Below are 20,842 nucleotides of genomic sequence, written 5' to 3'. Positions count from 1 at the left end.
GCCTTTAGAGGAAGAAGGAACGCAGGATGGTGGCGGCCACGATCAGGAAGATACACGCGAAGAACCAACTGGCGGCGGTCTTCGAGGTGTCGGGGTCTCCGCTGGAGAACTTGCCGTAGGTCTTGATGCCGCCCACCAGTCCCAGCACGGCGCCGATGGCGTAGCACAACTTGGTGGCGGGGTCGAAATACGAGGTCATGAGGCTGGTCGCCTCGTTGATACCGGCAAGGCCCTGGCCCTGCGCGAAAGCGTGGGCAGCAATCACCGCGCACACCATGGAAAAAAGGATTCTTCTCTTCATTGTCGAATCGTTTGGGTAAGACATAAATTTGAATTCGACGGCGAAGATAAATGGGGTTAACAAGCTATGGTTCAGCGGTGTCATTAGATGGCGCTATATGTCATCAGATGTCTGTTAGACTAGTAGCAAACAATATATATCAACTATAATTTGAATAGTAATAAGCATAACATTTTTACCAAAGTAACCAACATTGAAAAGTTACTGACTCCTGCCATACATAATTTGTCCGACAGTGAGATAGTGTATTCAAAAGGTATGCGCCTGCTTACCAAGATGTCCGACAGGACACTCTTAAGACGCCGCAATGACGGTTCATTGCCTTTTCACTGTAACATAGGTATATTTATGCCGTCCAGTTCCTCGACCATGAACTTATTCTGCAAGAACTCAGTTTAGTGGTTATGGACTGATTCAAACTCTACTTCCTCCCCCGAAGGAATATACGTTTGTCGGAACCGTGAAATATTGCCATAATGAACTATACGCTTTAAATAGTTTTCTATTTGCAAATCACTCCACTTCAGAGTCCCATCAGCATTTCTTTCTTTTCGCAATGCTATAGCTAATAATGAAAATTCATTTTTGAGTGAAGTGTAGAATATTCCCTTGTCATCCGTGTTGATGCTAACCAACATTGAATGATTCCCCTCTTTTTCATCTATGGAATGGAAATGGAAGATTGGATGCTGATCGTATCTATTGAATCGACCTATCCGCAGATTGGATGTCGGATTGGTTTCAATCACTATTCCCTGCTTCTCTAAATTCCAAAGAATGGACTCTTGTACTTTGGCGACATCAGTAGCAAATGAAAGAGGAACTTGAATCACCGTCACTTTTTTTCCATTTCGATTGCAACATTCTGAATGATTATAATGCTTCCATAAATTAAATACTCTCTGTGGAGCAACAGCTGCAGAAGTTATTGGAGACCATTTGAAATAACAACCTCCAATATCCTTAGGCTCTTCAGAATTGTCTATCCAATCACCTCGCATATTCATGCTTTGTTGATAGTCGTTCATGTCAGATGAAATTGTCGAATAACCAAGCTCCGAAGATAATATGGAAAACTGACAATCAATCAGTAAGAGAGTCTCGGGGTTAAGGCTTATATTGTTGGATGCAGCTGTGTATTTAAGCCACACAAGATTGTCAAGCAGTGTTTGTTTTGGAATAATGATATAATGATGTCGTTCTTCATAAAAATCAAATGGATTTACTCCCAAAGCCAGTGCATGACCGATACGGCATCCTGCGGAATAATTCATGAAATGTATCGTTTCGTCCACTGCTCTCAGTCCATCCACAACATCATAGAAGTCCTCTCCGACATGGTAGGTAAAGTTGGTCAATCCGTGTAATTTTGCATAACGAAAAAAAGGGGCGAACACTTCAGGTGGACATCCGAGTTCCGAACCGGCTGCGTCAAGTCCTATCAAATGTGGACCATTACCCATAGAATACTCTCCAATTCTATTAATGATTTGGTTCATTTGTTTTTTTAGTGTTTTCCGTAAATCAGCATGTCGACATGTGAATTCATTCTTCTGTTTATCTACCCCCTTTATAAAATGAGCGATTAAGGTTATAGATGGATTGTCATTACGTTGAAGGAAATCGGAATCTCCAAATATGGCTTGCCTATAATTCATCTTACGCACGCTTCTTATGTTATTTGGGGTAACTCGCGCTTCAAGATTGAATCTCTTTTTGTCTCCGCAAGAAGTCTGCACAGCATATCTATAGGTAATCTCCCTAAAAGCTTTTTCCCATTTTTCTTCTTCTGTGTCCAAAGTCGAAACCTTTTCATGGTCATAATCTTGAAAATTCACAAAACCCCTGAGGTTATTGGTTTGTACAAATTCTCGACGCACTTTGCATTTAATTATCAGATAGAGAAGCATAAGATCCGCATTCTCTCTTGCCCCATGTTCGTTATCGAAAAAACTTTTAAACCATTGATAAAGGAAATTTCTCTCACCATGATGTACCAAATAAGGAGAAGAAGGGACATCGCTGATAAAATCCCGTGCATCAATAGCATAATCTATCTTTATTCCATTACTCGTTTCAAGGGCGTTCTCTAAAAATGTAGCAATGAGAGGATTTAGTGATTCCAATTTATTATAAATCGAATCTTCAGACTCAAGCATCTCTTCAACCATAACGCGGGTAATGGGACAAGCGTCCTCATTCTCGGTAACTGACGCCCATAGCATTGCTCGAACAGTAGCGGCAATCACCGCCCAACAAGGAAGTGGATAATGGTTGTTACTCGCTCTGCTTATGAGGTCGTAGTCTTTCTTTGCACTTGATATCCAAAAAGTTCCTTTGTCCTTTTTTCGTCCCGGCATGTTCATTAATCTCAGCCAATTGAATTCGAACACATCGGTGGCTGCATTGATATGCGAATGTGTGTCAGACAACTCTTCATCAAGAATCGCATTAAGTCTCAGATTGTCGTGTTCAAGTACCATCGGCCACAAAAAGCGTTTTCTTTTGATACGGCATAGCGTATCATACCGTGCAAGCAATGGAAGAACCAATATATCCTCACCCACCTTAAGCGAAAGAGTACGCCATCTCAACAATTCGTTGAATCGAACAGTAGGATTGTGCAGACCGGCAAGATTAAGCACATGCTTTGAGAATTCTGTCATCAATAATAAAATGCGATTAGTCAAAGAGGATGTTTCCGGACTAATACCAAATTCAGCATCCGTACACCATGTATCATTAATCACTTCAGAAAGCAACGAGATATCTGTTTGAGTAAATGAAACATCCTTTCGTTTTATGATGTCTATCAGTATCTCGTTGATATCTATAGAGTCATCTTTTGTGATGTAATTCCCCATCAATTCAATTGGGAAATCGTACAGTAAACCTTCAATTGTATTTCTGATTAGATCCATTTATCAAATTCGGTAAAAACTTATACTTTCTTTGGATTTTGATAGTTGAAAAGCTATTACTACTTCGTTGGCTCTCCGTTTGGTTCATTTTTATTCATGCCAACTTGCTGCATTTCTGTTTGTTGTAATATTTCAACCTGTTCAGGTCTGTTAGAAACCATTACATCTTCTTGTGTAAATTCTTTATTATATTTCTGTATAATAATCTCTTCAGCTTCTTCTTTGGTATAATTTGTACCATCCGGTTTGTCGGGTACCCATGACTTCAATTGATCGTCATCCATCTTACTAAAGTAGGGGATAGTCTTCAATTTTTCCCTAATAGTCATGGGGATTTGTGCCCTGCGGATTGTTTTTAGAATTTCTTCCAATGAAAGATTATCAGGAGATTTTAGCTCTATATTGAATATTGAATCGAAAATACTTTTACATTTACTCCAAATATCTGCCTCTTCATCAGGATTACCCCTTTCCTTCTTACCCAATATGTTAGACAACAGTTCACTGATAGGTTCAAGAAAATGAAAAGTAATTTCATCTTGTTCTCCATCAGACGATGTCTTTTGGGTTTTCATTCCACTATTTTGAATTTTATTGTAAAAGGTTACAAATTCCTGTTGTGCCCCCTCATGTGTGGTTTTACGTTGTGATACTATTATATCTCTCACTGAAGTGAGTACTTCTGCGTTTCGAATAATGCTATCAGATAGGAGTCTATGCATCTGTGTACGCTCATTATTGTCCTTATAATTTATATATTGTCGAGAAACTGAACTTTTTTCAGTAATTTTGTGAAGCAACGAACCAGGATGATTAAAGATGAAACGATAAAAGTCATCGTTGACATAATAAAACTTCTTGTATGTAAGTTCCAGGTTTATCATATTGCCAAAAATCGACATGATGTCAAAGAGGTAATAGCCGGTAGCAGGATAAAATGTTCTATAATGGCATGCTTCAACATTATGACGCAAGAAATCCAATGTTCTCACTAAACTGATCGAATCCTTTGTTTCTGCTTTCTTTTGCGGCACAGCACATTTCGTAGTAAGAATGAAAAACTCAGCTGTATTAAGTTGGGCGTTAAATTCTTTTACCTTCTTATTCTCTTCATCTGTCTTATTCTCTTTTTTCTCTAAATCCTCTATTTCTTTAAAACCGCCCCTTAACTCAGATAAAAAGCCGTTTAGTTCCTTACCACTGATAATTCTTATATCATAAGCGACTTCTTTTGAGGGTTTAGGAATAAAATCTCCCGGACAATAAGTGAAATAGCTGCCTCCTGTGAGAAGTTGCAATTTATTTGAGTGATCAAATCTCCTATCTATAATAGTGAGTCCTTTTTCTTCATCGTTAGTTTTAGGATAGACCATTCCTTCAAGTTCAGTAACTTGATCGTATGCTTCATAAAGTTTTATTGAATAGAGACTTTTAAGAAAAAAGAGAAGCGCATTATCGTTTTCACTCAAGACTTCACGCTCAAGTATAGAAAACAGATAAAAGAGGTCCCCCGCAGTAACATTATAACCAAAATTGTCAGTAGCACATATGCTTTTAAGCATTATGGTTTGTGGAGTGGTATCAACCTTAGAGGATTCTGATTTTGAAGCAGAAATATTAGCTTCAGTATCCTCTATTTGATAATCATCCTCTGTCTGTTCGTGATAATCTTTTTTCAATTGTTCCTCAAACCTTTTTGAGAGAATCGCGATTACTTCCTTGTTAAACGAAGTTCCGTAATCAAAAGTCACAAGACTATCAAGTTTGTTTTGAGTATCAATGTCAAATCGTTTTTTCCAAACTGTGAACAAATAGAGCTTGAACATATTCTTGTTTGTCTCCAAAGCATGCTTTTTTGTCAGTTCCCTTGAATCTGGAATTTCTTCCATTGCAGCGAGTAAAGCGATGAGGTTAAACAAGTCTCGAAGATTGTTCGGAACAATCGGAGATATGCTATCAGCCGGATTATAAAAAAGATAACGAGTCCTATTGTATATTAATTCAAGTACTCCCTTTTTCATACTCTCCATCGTCATGATACCACCATTGCTTGTTGGCAACTCCAATTTAACTTCAGCAAGGCTGTAGGCTTTAGGCATCTCCACACGACTGTTCACTGGAACCAACTTGTTGATATATTTTTTTGCCATTTCGGCTATCTCGTCAAAGTTGAATCCATTTGAATCTGAGGCTTTTCCTATATTAGGATTTTTTATTGTCGCCGCGAAAGCATTTTCCACCACATACTGTAACTGCTCTATTTTCAGACTGAGGAACACCACACATTGCGGTACGCACAGATACTTTCTGATTTGTTCACACATTCTGTATGCATAAGCGATATTCAGATCAATGTCATCTATGGGGACAATCAAAATGTCAGCCCCCATAAAGTTTAGATACTCTTTTACCAATTCGGCAATCTGATCACGTAATGTAATACCAGTGGCAAGTACAGCCAACCGATGTAAGTCGTTCATCGAGTCTATATCATCTTTTTGCAGAGTCAAAAGAGATGCATTCACTCTCGAAAAAGTTTCCAGCAGCTTGTTCTTTTTTCCATAATCAACCTTGCATTCTTCCTGCTTCCGACGATAGCTATTATATAACTTCCCGATAGTAATTTGAAGGATGTTGTGCGAGTCATCGAAAAAAGAAGGGTCAGTAACTTCTACGACTGAACATTTGGTATTAGCAAGATCCTTGCATCCTATTTTATCCACATACGAATATGCGTCAGATTTCTCTTTAACCTGTTCAATAATTCCTTGTGTCGTTGTCATACACGATGTTTTTCCTTCTCCTCGATCCCCGCAGAAAGCCACGCATTTAAGGGTTTCACTCTCTTTATCGCGAACAAAGGCATTCGTCAGTCTAAGAGCTTGCACATATTGGTCACGGAAAATAGAATCGTCAAATCCAGCATTTTCCTTTACAATTCCTCTTTCTTGGCCAAATTTATATCTCAGTATCGGCATAATTATGATAGTTTAAGTATTCCTGTATCAATTTCTTTTTAGTACATGACAAAAATTGAAATTATTATTTCTAAATATCCAAATCTCAAATAGTTTTTTCTAATTATTGATATCTAGCAATTTAAAAGAAAAGTTTGTCGACTTTTCTCCATAAGAACTACTAAAAGATCCAAGGACTTAGTCAAAGTTAACCAAATTCTTCCGATTATGCAAGAGCATTTCGGAAATACAATGAATCTGGCACGCATAAAGTTGATGACATACGTAATCAATACCTTTTGCATTGTCCAGACTGTCAGTCTTCATAAGTTGGTCGCAACCATACCTACAACCGTGAAACGGGATTCCAATATGCGAAGGTTTCAACTCTTTTTTGCAAAATACGCCCTCAATCTTTACCTTATAGCAAGGATGATTTTCAGGATGTTGACACGGTTGAAGGCTGTGGTGTTAGCTTTTCCTGCCGTTTCGAGCATCCATGTATAGCAGTCCTCAATGAACGTTTTTTCAAGTTCATCAATAGCTATATCTTCAATGTTCTTTTTGGTTTTCATGAAAAGCAAAAGGCTTTTGTAGTCAGCAACCAGTCCACAGTAGGTGCTTTCCGCTTTTCCTTTACCTATCTTTTCCTTATACGATTCAAGTTGTTCTTTGAAAAGTGCCATAAGCGTGTGATAGTCTTCACCAAAACCAACGTAACGGTTATAGACTTTCTTGGCTGTAACGAAACCATCATGGTCGCAAATATACTGATAGTGCTTGGCAATTTGCGCCTTGATATTATCAAGTTCCTAATTAAGAGTAGGGGCTTCTTCGGATTTACCTTTTGCCCAGTTGATTTTAACATCGCACAACGTAAAGGATACTTCTTTCTTACAACTGAAACCTGCCTGAGTTCCATTGATGGTGATATGCCCCATAACAGGTGCCTTATCGTTTTTACAAACTGCTTTTTCTGTGTAAAATAACACTTTTAATATACTTCTCATAACTCAACTTTTTTTGTTACAAATTTATTGAAAATCAGTACACTGTATTCATTTTAGGGGATTTTGGAGGTGAGTTACGATTTGGTAACGTAACTCCCTCCAAAATATGCTTTCCTTTGCTTTCTTTCCCCATCCTCGCTAAAAAATACAAAAATATATTTTATAACTATTTGATTTTTTAGTATGGTTGCGTTGTTTTTGTGTGCCTTTTTGAAACACTAAGTTTCACAATAATAGAACAACTGACTTTCAGGATATTGTGGATTAATAAAACGTATTAAAATGAACCTGATTTACGACACCTGATTCCGCAGGAAGAAAGTGATAAGAAATAAAATCAGACAGACCGCTTTTTTATTTCAGCCTGCAAAGTTCGTCCCGTGCCTGTCAGGATTGAGCAAGGCCGGGCCCTTGCGGGTTTCCGAAAAAATCTTCCGCGCTCCGCTTGCGGTATTTTCCCGGAAAGCCTTGCACAATCCGGCACGGAACGGTATAGCAGGCAGGAAATAAAATATCGGCTCACGAACCGGTGAAATGTTTAACAGAATAAAAAGATGATTATGGTCAAAACAAGAGTTGTAAATATCCGCAAGGAAACTTGTGACGTGTACATAGGCAGAGCAGGACATGGTAAGGATGGTTATTTCGGAAATCCGTTCAGGTTGGAAGTAACAATGGCAAGAGGCAGCACGCTTGACCGTTACAGGAAATATTTTTATCATCGTCTGGGTACGGATGACGAGTTCCGCAAACGGATCGGGAAATTGCAAGGCAAGACATTGGGATGTTTCTGCAAGCCGAATCCTTGCCACGGAGACATTATTAAAGAATATCTGGACCGGCTGGCTGAAAATGCAGATGAAGTAGTCATTGGAAAGATTCATTGGAAAGGATGTTCTTATCCCGTCAGAGAAATAGATACTGACAACCGTACATTCAGGGTATCAGTGGAGAGCCTGCGGGACGAAATGATAAACGATATACGTAACGGCATATATGAGACAATGGAAGCGTGCGAAGAGATTGACGGTTACTGTACCGATGAAGAATTGTGTACGCTATCGGATGTCGAATTGTATAAAATGTATTGTTAAAACAAATTGCAATAAAGGAATTATGAAAAAAAGAAGCAACTTCACACCAATGGAAAGATTCCATGAGATTCTTATCGGGCATGGTCTGGACGCGACGAACGTGGGGATTAACCATATCCGCATTTTCTTGGATGGTAAAAAACTCTTCGACTACTATCCTCTGAAAATGAAACTGTTCGATTACCACAACTGGCACCAACTAACTTATCCGTCTTTTCTCGAAGGTGTGGACAAATGGGAAACGGAACTTGACGGAATCATTAAAAAATTAATGGTATCACCGCAATAAGTATTCCGGTTACGAAGGAAAACAATAACACAACGCTCGTTTGGGACAACATTCCTGAATGAGCGTTTTTTCATTGGTCAAGTGTAATGAGAAGCCAGAAGTAGCACTCTAAGGGTTGATGCAACTGGTTCCATTATATAATAGAGATTGTTTTTTAGATATAGTTTATACTCTATTGTCAAAATACGGAAAACAAAGAAAAAAGCAAGACCTTGACGAAAAGGCTTTTTTGACATATAAAAGTTAAAAAATACTATCTTCACCCCATAGCAATCAACTGGTTATTAATCAACTCATAATAATACCCATGGCGGGCGCACAATTCGTCATGGGTACCCTCTTCGACAATCCTGCCTTTATGCAGAACGACTATCTTGTCGGCATGACGGATGGTGCTTAACCGGTGGGCCACTATCAGGACCGTCCTTCCTTTGCAGAAATCCAGCAGATTCCCGGTAATGATTCTTTCATTGTTGGCATCCAGCGAGTTGGTAGCCTCATCAAGAAACACGAACGAAGGGTCCTTATAGAGCGCACGGGCGATAAAGATACGCTGTTCCTGTCCCCGGCTCAGCCCCACGCCTTCAGCCCCCACCATCGTCTGGTATTTCAAGGGCAGTTTCTCTATGAACTCTTCCAGGTTGGCCTGACGGGCGGCGGTCCGGAGACGTGTACGGTCTATATGCTTGTCCTCCACTGCTATATTCCTTGCCAGAGATTCGGAAAACACATGGCTGTCTTGCAGCACTACGCCGCAGCTGTGCCTCCACGATGTCATATCATAATCCTGCAAGGGAGTGTCCCCCAGAAAGATATTTCCGCTTGTAGGAGCAAAATAGCCCAGCAACAGTTTGACAAGGGTGGTCTTTCCGCTTCCGCTTGCGCCCACGATGGCGGTGGTACGTTGCGCCGGAATGGTCAGCGTTATGTCATCCAGCACCTTGGCTTTGCCATGCAGGTTATATTTAAAATCCAGGTGTTCAATCCGGATATCCTTTCGGGAAATCTCCGGCTGTTCCGGTATCTCTTTCCCCGTTCTTTCCTCCGCCTTCCCATGAATCGCGCTGATACGCTCGATGCTTAGCCGCACATTCTGGAAATTATAGAGAAACTGCATCAGCTGTTCAATCGGGATGTTCAACTGCCCGATAATGAATTGCACGGCAAGCAGCATACCCAAAGTCATCTCCCCTTCAATGACAGAAACGGCGGCAATGACCGTCACAACCAGGTTCTTGGACTGGCTGATAAATATCCCGCCCGTCTGCTGGAACTGTTGCAGGCTCAAAGACCTCATCTGGATGTCAAGAAGCTCCTTTTGCAACGCCTCCCATTCCCCGGCGCGCCTTCCCTCGCCGCCTTGCAGCTTTATCTCCTGCATGAAAGTAAGGAGCTGGTATACCTTGTTGTTGCTGGCCGACTGTTTCTCGAAAATCATATAGTCAAACAACTTGCGTTTATGCAGGAAACACATGGTCCACAGGCCGTAGCCGATACTTCCCGCCAGAAAGACAAGGAACAGGAAGCTGTTATATGAAAACAGGACGCCCATGAATATGCACAAGACCATTACCGAGAACAAGACGGAGAGAACCTGTCCGGTAAGAAAATCCTGCACCCTGCGGTGATCGACGATACGCTGCAAAAGATCCCCGGTGGTCCTTGTCTCGAAGAATGAAATCGGCAGGCGGAACAGTTTGGCGAAGAAGTCGGTTATCAATGATATATTGACATGCATCCCCACAAACAGCAGAAGACGGTTGCGGACAAACTCCATGGCGGCAGAACCAAGCACAAGCACCAGCTGGCCGCCGAGAATCAGATAGACAAGCGGGATATTTTTATGACCGATACCTTTGTCGACCATCATTTGCGCAAGCAGCGGAAGCACCAGCTGTACGAGACTGCCGACAAGCAGGGTCAAGGCGACCGATGCAAATGCTTTTTTATAAGAAGCTATGTACCTCCATAAAAAACGGAAAGGGGACGGGACTTTTGGTTCCATGCCCGAAGAGAAGTCATAAAAAGCCTGTGTGGGTTCAAGCAACAAGGCGATTCCCTGTTCCCCGTCTCCCGCCCAACGCTTCAGGAAATCTTCTTTCCGGTATATGACCGTCCCTTTGGCCGGATCGGCAACATGATACTTATCCTTATGAATCCTGTACAGGACGACAAAGTGATTACGCTCCCAATGAAGGATACAGGGACACCATCCGGCCTGCAATTCGGACAGACCGACCGATACGGCGAATGTCCGGAATCCCAGGTCCTCCGCCATCTCGCGGATGGCCTGCAAGGAAACCCCGTCAATCATGCAGCCGCATTGCTCGGAAAGGAAGTCAAGGGCATATTCCTTTCCGTAATGCTTGCAGACCATACGGAGACACGCCGCACCGCACTGCATGGAGTCATGCTGGTAGGACACCCTGAACCTCATGGGGCGACGTCTTGTTGTTCCTTGACGTAGGCATGGAAAGCGCCGAGCGTTATGTCATTCGCCTGGAAATACATACGTTCCATCTGTTCCAGAATTTCCGGATAATACTCCTTGATATACAGCAAGTCCTCTATCTGTTTCTCCTGTGCGTGCCGCAAGCTCCTGCAAATGGAACGGTCAGGTTCCTGAACCGCACCGTTCTTGATAAGCGCGGCGGTGCAGAGGGTACAGAAGCGGCCGGCCCAGCAGGAACGGCAGGACGGGCTGTCTGTCTTCTCAAAAAAATCACGGTACATTTGCCGGACGGCGGTACGGTTGATGCCCGAGTTCACCTCACCGACAGGCATGGAGAAATCCGACCGTTCGCAGAGATGCAGGTTGCCGTATGTGTCAAGCAACAGATTGGTACGCCCGATATAGCATGAATTGAAATATCTGGCTTTGTGTGAGGGTGCGTCACCGACCTTGGTCAGAATGGCGTACACATACCGCAGCCACGCGCTGATCAGGGGGTCACGAAGAATATACTGGTACCGTTCCTCCGGAGAGAGGCCCTTTTCATAAAGTTCCTTGATCCGCTCCCGGATATTGAACTGCGCCAGTTGCTTGTCCGTCTTCTTGCTTTCACTGTAATCACTGAATTCCAGGTAGGAAAACTGGCGGACCCCGCCATAACAACCGTTCAGGCTACGCCCCTCAAAGTATCTGCCGACCTTGTCATGGTCATATTCGGGAGCCAGCACGGCCTGTATGTGTACATGGTTCAGCAGGTACTCTTCCGAAACCTCACGGATCATGTCAAGGGCACGCTCCACCACCGTTCCCGTACCCTGCCCGTTTTTGAACACACGATACTTGTCATTCTCCTCCGGCGGACCGTCGAAGCTGATGGCGAGGGTGAAATGATACCGTATAAAGAATTCCACCATCTCCCGTGTCAGCAGCGTGGCATTGGTCGTTATGTGGAATACGACCTTCTCCGCAGGTATATGATGTTCCTTCCAAGGAAGCGAGAGCACATATTTCACCAACGGTTCCAGCAGGGAAAAACGCAGAAGTGCCTCTCCGCCGTAGAAACTGACGGCGGGAGGATTCCGTTTCAGGAACAGCGTCCTGTGTTCCGGTTCCACCTTGCGGAAAATACGTGTGTATTCATGGAAATAATCCGAAATGGCTTTCCGCGCATCCTCCTCTTTCAAGTGATGGGAGGCGTGCATTTTTCCTTGTCCGCGTTGCTCGTTGATTGTATAGGGGCAATACCTGCAACGCAGATTGCAGGTATTGGTCATCTCCAGTGTCAGTTTTTTGGGAATGGCTTCCTCCTCCCATTGTTGCCATAACTGTTCCTCACCACGCATTCCGGAAGGTGTCCTCGCTTCCAGGGGACCCGGAAGCAGGATGCCGTTTCCGTTAAGACGGGCGATGAAAGCGGCGGCACCGGAAGGGAAGGAGGCCGGACAAGGCTCTCCTTCAGAAGTTCCATACGACGCCATGTATTCACAGACAAGGTTCTTCTCAGTCTCGGACAGCGACAGGAACATGTTCGCTCTGCCGTCATATAAATAACAGGACGCCCCGTCAACTGTGAACAATTTGACCAGGGGAAACTTATTCGCTTTTTGTTTTTCCATAGTGGCTAATCTGTTTACAAAGCATCGTACAATGCAGGAATCAATCCCAGTCTCTTGACCACCAGTTGAAATCTACACCGAAAGCGGAGTCATCGGTATAGCAACCGCAGTAGCATACACACTCTTCAGACCCGGCGGCTTTCCCGCCTTTCGTCTTTTCCAACTGTTCCGAAGTGACCGTCTTGTCTTTCAGGTCTTCCGGACGGATACCTAGTTTGGCAATCTGTTTTCCCATAGCCTTTAAAATTGGAGTTAGTTCATACTTGCAACATTTCACTCCTTTAAAATATTGCAATGCCGATATAGCTTACCGGTTATTCAAATCCCATAGCCGCGATACTGACATTCGTTTTTCCTGATAAATCACGGCTCTATAATTCATTTTTGAAATCTGTCTCAAATATACAGATTCCATTCAAAAACACAATATTTTTCTTAGAAAAAGATAGGATAAACGTAATGAATTATTTTTCATTAACATCTTAGCTTCTATATGATTCCGGAAAGGAATCCGTTACCAACCGAATAATCAAAATATATGGACATTTAAAGAGCCAGGTATGACAAAGGAACCGGGAACAGGCAACCATGATAGCGGTACAAGGCAGGTGCTTCCAAAGCCTCTTCCTTTCGTTTCGGACTGACTGCCGCCGGGTTCAGAGAAACTGTCTCCAGGCATGTTCCGGCCGTCCTTCGTTTTTCTTTCTTTTCACCGGCAATACATTTCCATCATTGCCGATATATTGGTCCATCAGCTCCTCAATCAGGCTTTTATTCTCCACCTGGGATGAAATCAGTTCAAACATGTCCGTTTCCCGGATGGCATGCAAGGTGACGGCAGCCCGGCGTTTTTTCTCCTCGTTCATTTGGGCGCCATCCAGATTAAGCAGCACATCGCCGGCATTGAGCAGGTCATCGGACGTGATTACCGGAGCGATACCTTCCGTGCCGGGAGCCTGTTCGTCCAGCCTTTCCTGTTCCTCTTTCAACAGTCTCATCTCTTCCAGGGGAAGCCCGCACTCCACCTCATTCTCCGGCACCGCCTCTTCCTCTCCGAGATAATCGTTCCCGGTTTCCAACGGCTGGCTCATGTAGGGGGCGGCAAACGTACCCGCGTTTTCGTCCAGATAGACAAATCGGGTAGCCCCCATCACATCACCCGGTCCTGTACCGCACGATGTTCCCTCTTCCTCCTTCTCCTTTTTCCCGGGGGGATAGAGTAGCCCGCAAATCTTACGGATCCGTTTTTTCTGATTCCATAACTTGTATAACAAGTAGCCGGCACAGCCGATCCTTACTGACAAATAAACTATTTCTTCCATTCCAAAGGGTTTTGATTTGCTTCCTGGTTATATATTTCATTGATAACATCCTGATATCTTTCCAGGTGGTCCGACAGGACACTGCCTAAAAACATGGGAACTGACATATCCGGTGCAATGACAGGCAATAATTTGGCAACAGTCCTGTACAAAGCATCGTGAATATAGGTCTGCCTTCTTGAACCGGACAGCCTCTCTTTCAGAAACCGTTGCCGGTATTCATCCGGGCCGGATGCCTCATCCGTGGATTTTCTTATCTGCTGTTTGGGAGAACCGGCGGAGTTCTTCTCCTGCTTCTCCTGGGAAGGGGCAGGCCGGCTTTTTGTTTCCGGAGCCTCAGCGGGAGAAGCCATTTTGTCCAATGCTGTTACATCCCCGGCCATCATACGTTTCAAAGCCTCCTCATCCACCTGGTAATCCGTTCTTCTTTTGGTAGCCATGATTGTTCTTATTGAAGTTTCAGTATGGTTTCTATCTCTGTTGCCAGCAAGTCCAGATTGCTGCCCCTCAATGCGGAAGGGGTTGGAGGGAACAAGGTGCTGCGAAAGAAAAATCCCTTCATCCCGAAGTCTTTATTGTAGCGCTCCGCACTGGGAATGACGGTTTCCATCGCCGGCAATTTCAGCGAGCGGAAAATTTCAGTGTAGCTGTTATACAGGTCTTTGGACACACGTTTGTCCATCCGGTTCCAGAACATATAGATGCCACGCAAGGGCACATCCTTATGACGGTGCATGTATTCCCGGATGGCAAGGACAAAAGCCATGCTGCTCCGCATAACCATTCTCTCCTGTGTGACGGGAGTGAATACATAGTCCATATTGATTACGGACCGGAAGACACCGGGCACATTCACAGTTCCGGGGAGGTCAAAAAGGACAAGGTCATAGTCCAGTCCCGATTTTTCAAGGAAACGGCCGGCAGTTTCCCGGGCTTCCTCCGGAGTGGAGTTCAGGATGCTGTAGGCTTTCCTCCCGCTTGTCCCGAACTGTTCCACCAGCTGGTTTTGCAGATGCACGCTCTTTTCAATGGTCCCCACTTCCCAGTCCCGCATGGTGCTGATACTGTGCTGCGGATAATCGCAATCCACCACAAGCACGTTATATCCCTTCAGGTAATGGAAGTAACTGGCGAGCAAGACGGTGAACGTGGATTTTCCCACACCGCCCTTCTGGTTGCTCAAAGCGACAAATAAAGGTTCCTTCTTCATAGGCTTGAATTTAGAGTGTATAATTTGGTTTCATATCTGTCCGGTTCTGTTTTTTCTGTTTCATTACATGACAATGCATCTGTCGGTATATGGCAATGACGCACTGCCTGCCCGCTTGCATGAATACATTGCGTATCCTATTGCACCAATGTATTGCCGGTTACCGGAGGGTATTGCCATATAAGATGCATTGCATTCATGTAATACGGAGTCCAATGCAACCCGTACTGTATTGCATTCATGCAATGTAACCCACCATGCAGGATCACCGTGCAACATGTATGGCAATGTACCTACAGGGATGATAGTGCATCCGTGCCATGTACCGCCTGTGGCAGGCAGGCAATACACCTTACAGGACAATGTTCCAATGTATGCCCTCATGCACTGTGCCAAAAGTAGCGGCTATTTTTGAGACTTCCGCCAAGATTTCCCCGGCCTGACACCAGATGTCGTCAGATGTCATCAAACGTCATATAAAACACTATTTACCAACCGGTTAACACCATCTAATTTTGCAAAATCAAAATCCGTCAATGGAGAGGAACATGCTTCATCGGACCACAGCACGCCGTGAACGTCGCGCAGCAATCCGACGAAGGAGGATTCTCTGTTCAAACGAACAGAGCAAGTTGTGTCCTTGTCCGACAAAAAGTCTTTTGTCCGACAAGGACCAACTTGCCCGCCCCCGGGCGGGGGAATCCGCTCCAAAGTCGCGGATTCTGGAAAAGAAAAAAAGTACAAACCAACAATCTCATGCATTATGGAGAAAACAACAGGGACAAGGACAGGCAGGAAACCCAAGAATGACCCGGCGGACCGCAAGTACAGCTTCCGCCTGAACGCCGAGGAGAACACCAGATTTGAAAGGCTGCTGGCGGATTCCGGAGCCAGGGACCGCACGCTGTTCATCAAGAAATCCATCTTCTCGGGGCAGATAAAGGTAGTGAGAATCGACAAGGCGACCATGGATTACTACATCAAGCTGACCGAATTCCACAAGCAGTTCCAGGCAATAGGAAACAACTACAACCAGGTGGTGCGTGCCTTGAAGAACAATTTCGGGGAGAAACGGGCGATGTCACTGCTCTACAGGCTGGAGAAGCTGAGCGTCGAGCTGATGCTTCTCTGCAAGAAAATCACGGCACTCACCCAGGAATACGAGCGGAAATGGTTGCAAAGATAAGTCATGGCGCCAGCCTGTACGGGGCACTGGCCTACAACCATAACAAGGTGGCGACCGGGGCGGCGGGGATTCTTTCGGGGAACCGCATGATTTCCGACCGGCTGGGATTGCCAAGCGAAGACATGCGCCTGGCATTGCTCTCTTTCGAGAACTACCTGCTGGCAAACCGCAACACGGAGAAGCCCGTCCTGCATATCTCGCTCTCCCCGGCACCGGAAGACAGGCTGACCGACGACCAACTGGCGGAACTTGCCGACCGGTATATGCGGAAGATGGGCTATGGAGACCAGCCTTATATCGCCTACAAACATGCCGACACCCACAATACCCACATCCATATCGTCAGCGTCTGCGTGGACGAGCAAGGGAAAAAGATCAGTGACTCCTACGAGCACCGCCGTTCCATGACCGCCTGCCGGGAGCTGGAAGCGGACTTCGGCCTGCGCAACGGTGCGGACACGGAGAAACGGAATCCGAAAGCGGAACTGAAAAAAGTGGATGCTTCCCTGGGGGATGTCCGCCATCAGATTGGCAACACCCTCAAGGCGGTGCTGGAGAGTTACCGTTTCCAGACCTTCGGGGAGTATAGCGCCCTGCTTTCCACCTTCAATATCGAGGCGAAACAGGTCAGGGGAGAATACCACGGCGTGCCTTACACCGGCATTGTCTATGCGGCCACGGATGATGCCGGCAAGGTGGTCAGCCCTCCGTTCAAAAGCTCCCGCTTTGGAAAACGCTTTGGCAACGAACAGCTGGAAAAACGGATGCTTCTCAACCTGAAGGCGCTCAAGGAAGGGAAATGGGCTCCCTCCATACAGGCGGACATTGCCCGCGCCTTGCAACAGGCTGACTCACGGCAACGGTTTGTGGAACTGCTCGGACAGAAACGTATCGGCGTGGTGTTCCGGGAGAATGAACAGGGACGCATCTACGGCGTCACCTTCATTGACCACGACCGCAGGGAGGTGTTCAACGGCTCACGCATGGGCAAGGAGTTTTCCGCAAACGTGTTCAACGACTATTTCAGGTGGCTGGACGGCATCCCTGAAAACGACCGGAACGGACATACGGCAGTGGAACTCTGGCAGCATCATCGGCACAAGGCGGGCCCGGAAAGCGCGCTCGAGCAGGCGGCGGGTATCCTCTCCCTGGAAACCAACCCAAGGGATTACGAGGAGGAGGCTTTCGCACGCCGTATGAAAAAGAGGAAGAAAGCCAGACGCAAGTCGCGCGGCATTTAAACGGAAGACAATTTTCAAAACCCATTTATCCCCATCCCTATGCAACAGGAAGACGATTTGAGGGCACTTGCCAAAATCATGGAATTTGGCAGGGCAGTGAGTATTTTTCTTTTGGTGGTGCACGTCTATGTGTACTGCTATCCGAGTATCACCGCATGGAACCTGAACCTGGAGGTGACAGACCGGATTCTGGTGAATTTCAACAACACGACCGGCATTTTCAACTGTATCCTCTGGACCAAGCTGCTGGCTGTGACCTTACTGGCAATATCCTGCCTGGGAACACATGGAGTCAAGGGTGAAAAAATCACCTGGCCCAAAATCTATGCGGCGCTGGTAGCCGGATGCGTGCTGTTCTTTCTGAACTGGTGGCTGCTTGACCTGTCCCTGCCGCACATGACAAGCACCATACTGTACGTCGTAACACTTACCGCAGGTTACCTCGGCCTGCTGATGGCGGGGTTGTGGATGAGCCGGCTTTACAGGCATAACCTGATGGGCGATGTGTTCAATATCGAAAACGAATCCTTCCGGCAGGAAACCCGGTTGTTGGAGAACGAATATTCCGTCAACCTGCCCACCAGTTTCCGCTTTCAGGGGAAACAGCATGACGGATGGATCAACGTGGTAAATCCCTTCCGTGCCACCATCGTGCTGGGAACGCCCGGATCGGGCAAGTCGTATGCCGTGGTAAACAACTACATACGCCAGATGATTTCCAAAGGATACAGTTGCTACATCTACGACTACAAGTTCGACGACCTCTCCACCATCGCTTACAACACGTTGTTGAACAACATGGACAAGTACAAGGTCAAGCCCCGGTTCTATGTCATCAATTTCGACGATCCGCGCAGGTCACACCGCTGCAATCCCATCAATCCGGAATTCATGACGGATATCTCCGACGCGTATGAGGCGAGTTACACGATAATGCTCAACCTCAATCGCACCTGGATTGAAAAGCAGGGCGATTTCTTCGTGGAGTCACCCATCATCCTGCTTGCTGCAATCATCTGGTACCTAAAGATTTACAAAAACGGCATTTATTGTTCCTTTCCGCACGCGGTGGAACTGCTCAACAAGCCTTATTCGGATTTGTTTACCATCCTGACCTCGTATCCGGAGTTGGAAAACTACCTTTCCCCCTTCATGGATGCCTGGAAAGGGGGCGCCCAGGACCAGCTCCAGGGCCAGATCGCTTCGGCAAAAATCCCCCTTACGCGCATGATTTCCCCACAGTTGTATTGGGTGATGACAGGTAACGATTTTTCGTTGGACATAAACAACCCGAAAGAACCCAAGCTGCTTTGCGTGGGCAACAATCCGGACAGGCAGAACATCTACTCGGCGGCGCTTGGACTATACAATTCCCGCATCGTCAAACTCATCAACAAGAAAGGGCAGCTTAAGAGCACTGTCATCATAGACGAGCTGCCGACCATCTATTTCCGTGGATTGGACAACCTCATCGCTACCGCCCGAAGCAACAAGGTGGCGGTCTGTCTCGGCTTTCAGGATTTCAGCCAGTTGAACCGCGATTACGGTGAAAAAGAGTCGAAAGTCATCCAAAACACGGTAGGCAATATTTTCAGCGGTCAGGTGGTTGGAGAAACCGCGAAGACGCTTTCCGAACGTTTCGGCAAAGTGCTCCAGCAGCGGCAGTCCGTTTCCATCAACCGCCAGGATGTATCCACTTCCATCAGCACACAGCTTGACTCGCTCATCCCGGCTTCCAAGATTGCCAACCTGTCCCAGGGCACATTTGTCGGAGCCGTTTCCGACAATTTTGGCGAAAAGATAGACCAAAAAATATTCCATGCTGAAATCATTGTGGACCATGCCAAAGTCAGCGCGGAGGAAAAGGCTTACCGGAAAATCCCTGTCATCAACGAGTTCAAGGACAAGGATGGAAACGATATCATGATGCAGCAGATACAGCGCAACTACGACCGGATTAAATTGGATGCCCAGGCAATCATCAACGAAGAGATGGACCGTATCAAAAGAGATCCGGAGTTATGCAAGCGATTGGGGTTGGATGATGAAAAATCATCAAAGAAGAAAGAATGATTCATCTTCCCTTAAATCTCCATGAAGTGTGTGGGAAACGATATAAAAGCTTCCCTCACACTATTATTGCTTTGTATGATAATGCCTATATGACAGGGGTTTGACAATACATTTCAGGATAGACAATCAAGTAGTCTTCCGTAAACAGGCTTTTATCAAAAAAGCAAAATTGAATAGCAGGACATACATCTATAAATGCCTTGTTCCGGTTGTTGAATCTGAACAGAGAAGATTGGATGTACGAGTTCGGCAAAGTACACAAAGGATTGACCCTGATAGCTTTGTAGAGAGTCGAGAACTGGGTAAATTGTTTCAGGTATGCAATAATTTCAGGAACGTAAACAGTTGACTTGTGCCAAATCCTGGGATATAGGGGATTCTACATTCACTCTGGATGTTGGATGGCTTCCGTAGATGCCGGCTACAATTTCATTGTGTAAGGCATTCTTTTCACATTCTTCAATAAATTGATTGATTTCAGGTCCATAAGCATACTTGCTGTGTATAGCTTCCCAATCTTTTTGTAATTGTTCTTCTGAGGTGTTGCTGAAATATTCCAAAAGTTCTTCTGATAAACGTTTCATCTCAATCATTTATTAAATATATACTATTGCAAATATAGTAATTTATTCTATTGGTATGGCTAAAGTCATCACTTTTAATACCAATAGCAACAATCAATTCACTATCATAATAATATTTAAGACAAAGTTCGTAAGCAATATTACTATTACACGCAGCATCGTTAGTTCTTTCATCTACTTCCCAAACTCCACAACAACCTCCACAACCTCTCCACGTTCCCTCCGCACATCCAACACCCGTGCAGGAATCCCATGTCCGAAGCAGCATTGGATAAACTCCATCCCGATAAACACTCCCATATCTGAGTTTCCGGCATTATGTTTGTCCTTATTGCTAAACGTGACGGTTCCTTTCATCTCCTCATTCCTTCGTTTACGGTATTGCATCTCCTTTTGGAACATCATAGTAACTTCGCCTCTGACGATTTGCACCTGTTGCCCTCCGGTTTGTAAGAATTTCAAATAACTCTCCAGCAGATCTTCTGGACATCCGCTATGAGACAACACGTTTTTTACGCTATGTATCTGAATTAATAGTCCGTTAAAAATTCACCATATCGGCTAAGCGGCTTCTGCCACTATGCCA

16 protein-coding genes and 3 pseudogenes are annotated in these 20,842 nt (G+C 45.0%); 7 read left to right on the top strand and 12 right to left on the bottom strand.

Translation table 11 applies throughout. The features are described from left to right. Positions 1-4: 4 nt before the first annotated feature. Positions 5-385, bottom strand: coding sequence for a DUF4134 domain-containing protein (locus E5355_RS12100; protein ID WP_180324392.1), 381 nt, complete (start codon positions 383-385; stop codon positions 5-7). A 48-nt stretch (positions 386-433) separates the two neighbouring features. Between E5355_RS12100 and E5355_RS12095 the strand changes: the two are divergent. After that, positions 434-643, top strand: a pseudogene (locus E5355_RS12095) (hypothetical protein); the annotation flags it as partial. Positions 644-696: 53 nt separating this feature from the next. Here E5355_RS12095 and E5355_RS12090 read toward each other — a convergent pair. Together E5355_RS12090 and E5355_RS12085 are read right to left on the bottom strand one after the other, a co-directional pair. Next, the gene (locus E5355_RS12090) at positions 697-3,222 is read right to left on the bottom strand and encodes a hypothetical protein (protein WP_135035953.1); all 2,526 of its coding nucleotides are present in this window, start codon (positions 3,220-3,222) and stop codon (positions 697-699) included. A gap of 59 nt (positions 3,223-3,281) precedes the next feature. Next, entirely contained in the window at positions 3,282-6,200 is a 2,919-nt protein-coding gene (locus E5355_RS12085) for a hypothetical protein (protein ID WP_135035956.1), read from the bottom strand. 207 nt (positions 6,201-6,407) lie between these two features. On the opposite strand from E5355_RS12085, the pseudogene E5355_RS19915 reads away from it, so the two are divergent. Further along, a pseudogene (locus tag E5355_RS19915) lies at positions 6,408-6,656 on the top strand (IS4 family transposase); the annotation flags it as partial. Here E5355_RS19915 and E5355_RS12080 read toward each other — a convergent pair. Continuing rightward, positions 6,602-7,189 (bottom strand): annotated as a pseudogene (locus E5355_RS12080) (phage integrase SAM-like domain-containing protein); the annotation flags it as partial. The pseudogenes E5355_RS19915 and E5355_RS12080 overlap by 55 nt on opposite strands. A 560-nt stretch (positions 7,190-7,749) precedes the next feature. Here E5355_RS12080 and E5355_RS12075 point away from each other — a divergent pair. Together E5355_RS12075 and E5355_RS12070 are read left to right on the top strand one after the other, a co-directional pair. Beyond that, a complete protein-coding gene (locus E5355_RS12075) occupies positions 7,750-8,283 on the top strand; it encodes a DUF4326 domain-containing protein (protein ID WP_135035959.1) in 534 nt (177 codons plus the stop codon). Positions 8,284-8,305: 22 nt separating this feature from the next. After that, the gene (locus tag E5355_RS12070; RefSeq protein ID WP_135035962.1) at positions 8,306-8,572 is read left to right on the top strand and encodes a hypothetical protein; all 267 of its coding nucleotides are present in this window, start codon (positions 8,306-8,308) and stop codon (positions 8,570-8,572) included. A 259-nt stretch (positions 8,573-8,831) separates the two neighbouring features. Here the strand turns inward: E5355_RS12070 and E5355_RS12065 are convergent, their stop codons facing one another. From E5355_RS12065 to E5355_RS12040, 6 genes are all read right to left on the bottom strand, one after another. Continuing rightward, positions 8,832-11,009, bottom strand: a complete 2,178-nt coding sequence (locus tag E5355_RS12065; RefSeq protein WP_135035965.1) for a peptidase domain-containing ABC transporter — start codon at positions 11,007-11,009, stop codon at positions 8,832-8,834. Continuing rightward, a complete protein-coding gene (locus E5355_RS12060) occupies positions 11,006-12,640 on the bottom strand; it encodes a radical SAM protein (RefSeq protein ID WP_005682936.1) in 1,635 nt (544 codons plus the stop codon). The genes E5355_RS12065 and E5355_RS12060 overlap by 4 nt, the downstream gene beginning before the upstream one ends. 40 nt (positions 12,641-12,680) lie before the next feature. Further along, positions 12,681-12,875 carry a hypothetical protein gene (locus E5355_RS12055; protein ID WP_005682935.1) on the bottom strand — a complete coding sequence of 65 codons (195 nt, stop codon included), beginning with the start codon at positions 12,873-12,875 and terminating at the stop codon, positions 12,681-12,683. Positions 12,876-13,296: 421 nt separating this feature from the next. Beyond that, entirely contained in the window at positions 13,297-13,962 is a 666-nt protein-coding gene (locus E5355_RS12050) for a DUF4122 family protein (protein ID WP_005682934.1), read from the bottom strand. Then, the gene (locus E5355_RS12045; protein WP_135035968.1) at positions 13,950-14,402 is read right to left on the bottom strand and encodes a DUF3408 domain-containing protein; all 453 of its coding nucleotides are present in this window, start codon (positions 14,400-14,402) and stop codon (positions 13,950-13,952) included. The genes E5355_RS12050 and E5355_RS12045 overlap by 13 nt, the downstream gene beginning before the upstream one ends. 8 nt (positions 14,403-14,410) lie before the next feature. Continuing rightward, positions 14,411-15,172 (bottom strand): ParA family protein, encoded by a 762-nt coding sequence (locus tag E5355_RS12040; protein ID WP_005682932.1) that lies wholly within the window; start codon positions 15,170-15,172, stop codon positions 14,411-14,413. 763 nt (positions 15,173-15,935) lie between these two features. On the opposite strand from E5355_RS12040, the gene mobA reads away from it, so the two are divergent. From mobA to mobC, 3 genes are read left to right on the top strand one after another with little or no spacing between them, the layout of a single operon-like run. Then, positions 15,936-16,358 carry a conjugal transfer protein MobA gene (gene mobA, locus E5355_RS12025; RefSeq protein ID WP_100263085.1) on the top strand — a complete coding sequence of 141 codons (423 nt, stop codon included), beginning with the start codon at positions 15,936-15,938 and terminating at the stop codon, positions 16,356-16,358. Then, on the top strand, positions 16,343-17,599 hold the full coding sequence (gene mobB / locus E5355_RS12020; protein WP_100263084.1) for a conjugal transfer protein MobB: 1,257 nt from the start codon (positions 16,343-16,345) through the stop codon (positions 17,597-17,599). Before mobA ends, mobB begins: the two co-directional genes overlap by 16 nt. A 39-nt stretch (positions 17,600-17,638) precedes the next feature. Continuing rightward, positions 17,639-19,672, top strand: a complete 2,034-nt coding sequence (gene mobC, locus E5355_RS12015) for a conjugal transfer protein MobC (RefSeq protein WP_135035974.1) — start codon at positions 17,639-17,641, stop codon at positions 19,670-19,672. 329 nt (positions 19,673-20,001) lie between these two features. Here the strand turns inward: mobC and E5355_RS12010 are convergent, their stop codons facing one another. Together E5355_RS12010 and E5355_RS12005 are read right to left on the bottom strand one after the other, a co-directional pair. Further along, the gene (locus tag E5355_RS12010) at positions 20,002-20,256 is read right to left on the bottom strand and encodes a hypothetical protein (protein WP_005682926.1); all 255 of its coding nucleotides are present in this window, start codon (positions 20,254-20,256) and stop codon (positions 20,002-20,004) included. Positions 20,257-20,430: 174 nt separating this feature from the next. Further along, positions 20,431-20,787, bottom strand: coding sequence for a hypothetical protein (locus E5355_RS12005; RefSeq protein WP_135035977.1), 357 nt, complete (start codon positions 20,785-20,787; stop codon positions 20,431-20,433). Positions 20,788-20,842: the final 55 nt, after the last annotated feature.

The organism is Bacteroides muris (ex Afrizal et al. 2022), assembly GCF_004793475.1.
Taxonomy (GTDB): domain Bacteria; phylum Bacteroidota; class Bacteroidia; order Bacteroidales; family Bacteroidaceae; genus Bacteroides; species Bacteroides muris.
Note: the sequence above shows the minus strand (reverse complement) of the source record. Positions and strands in the feature narration are given on the sequence as shown.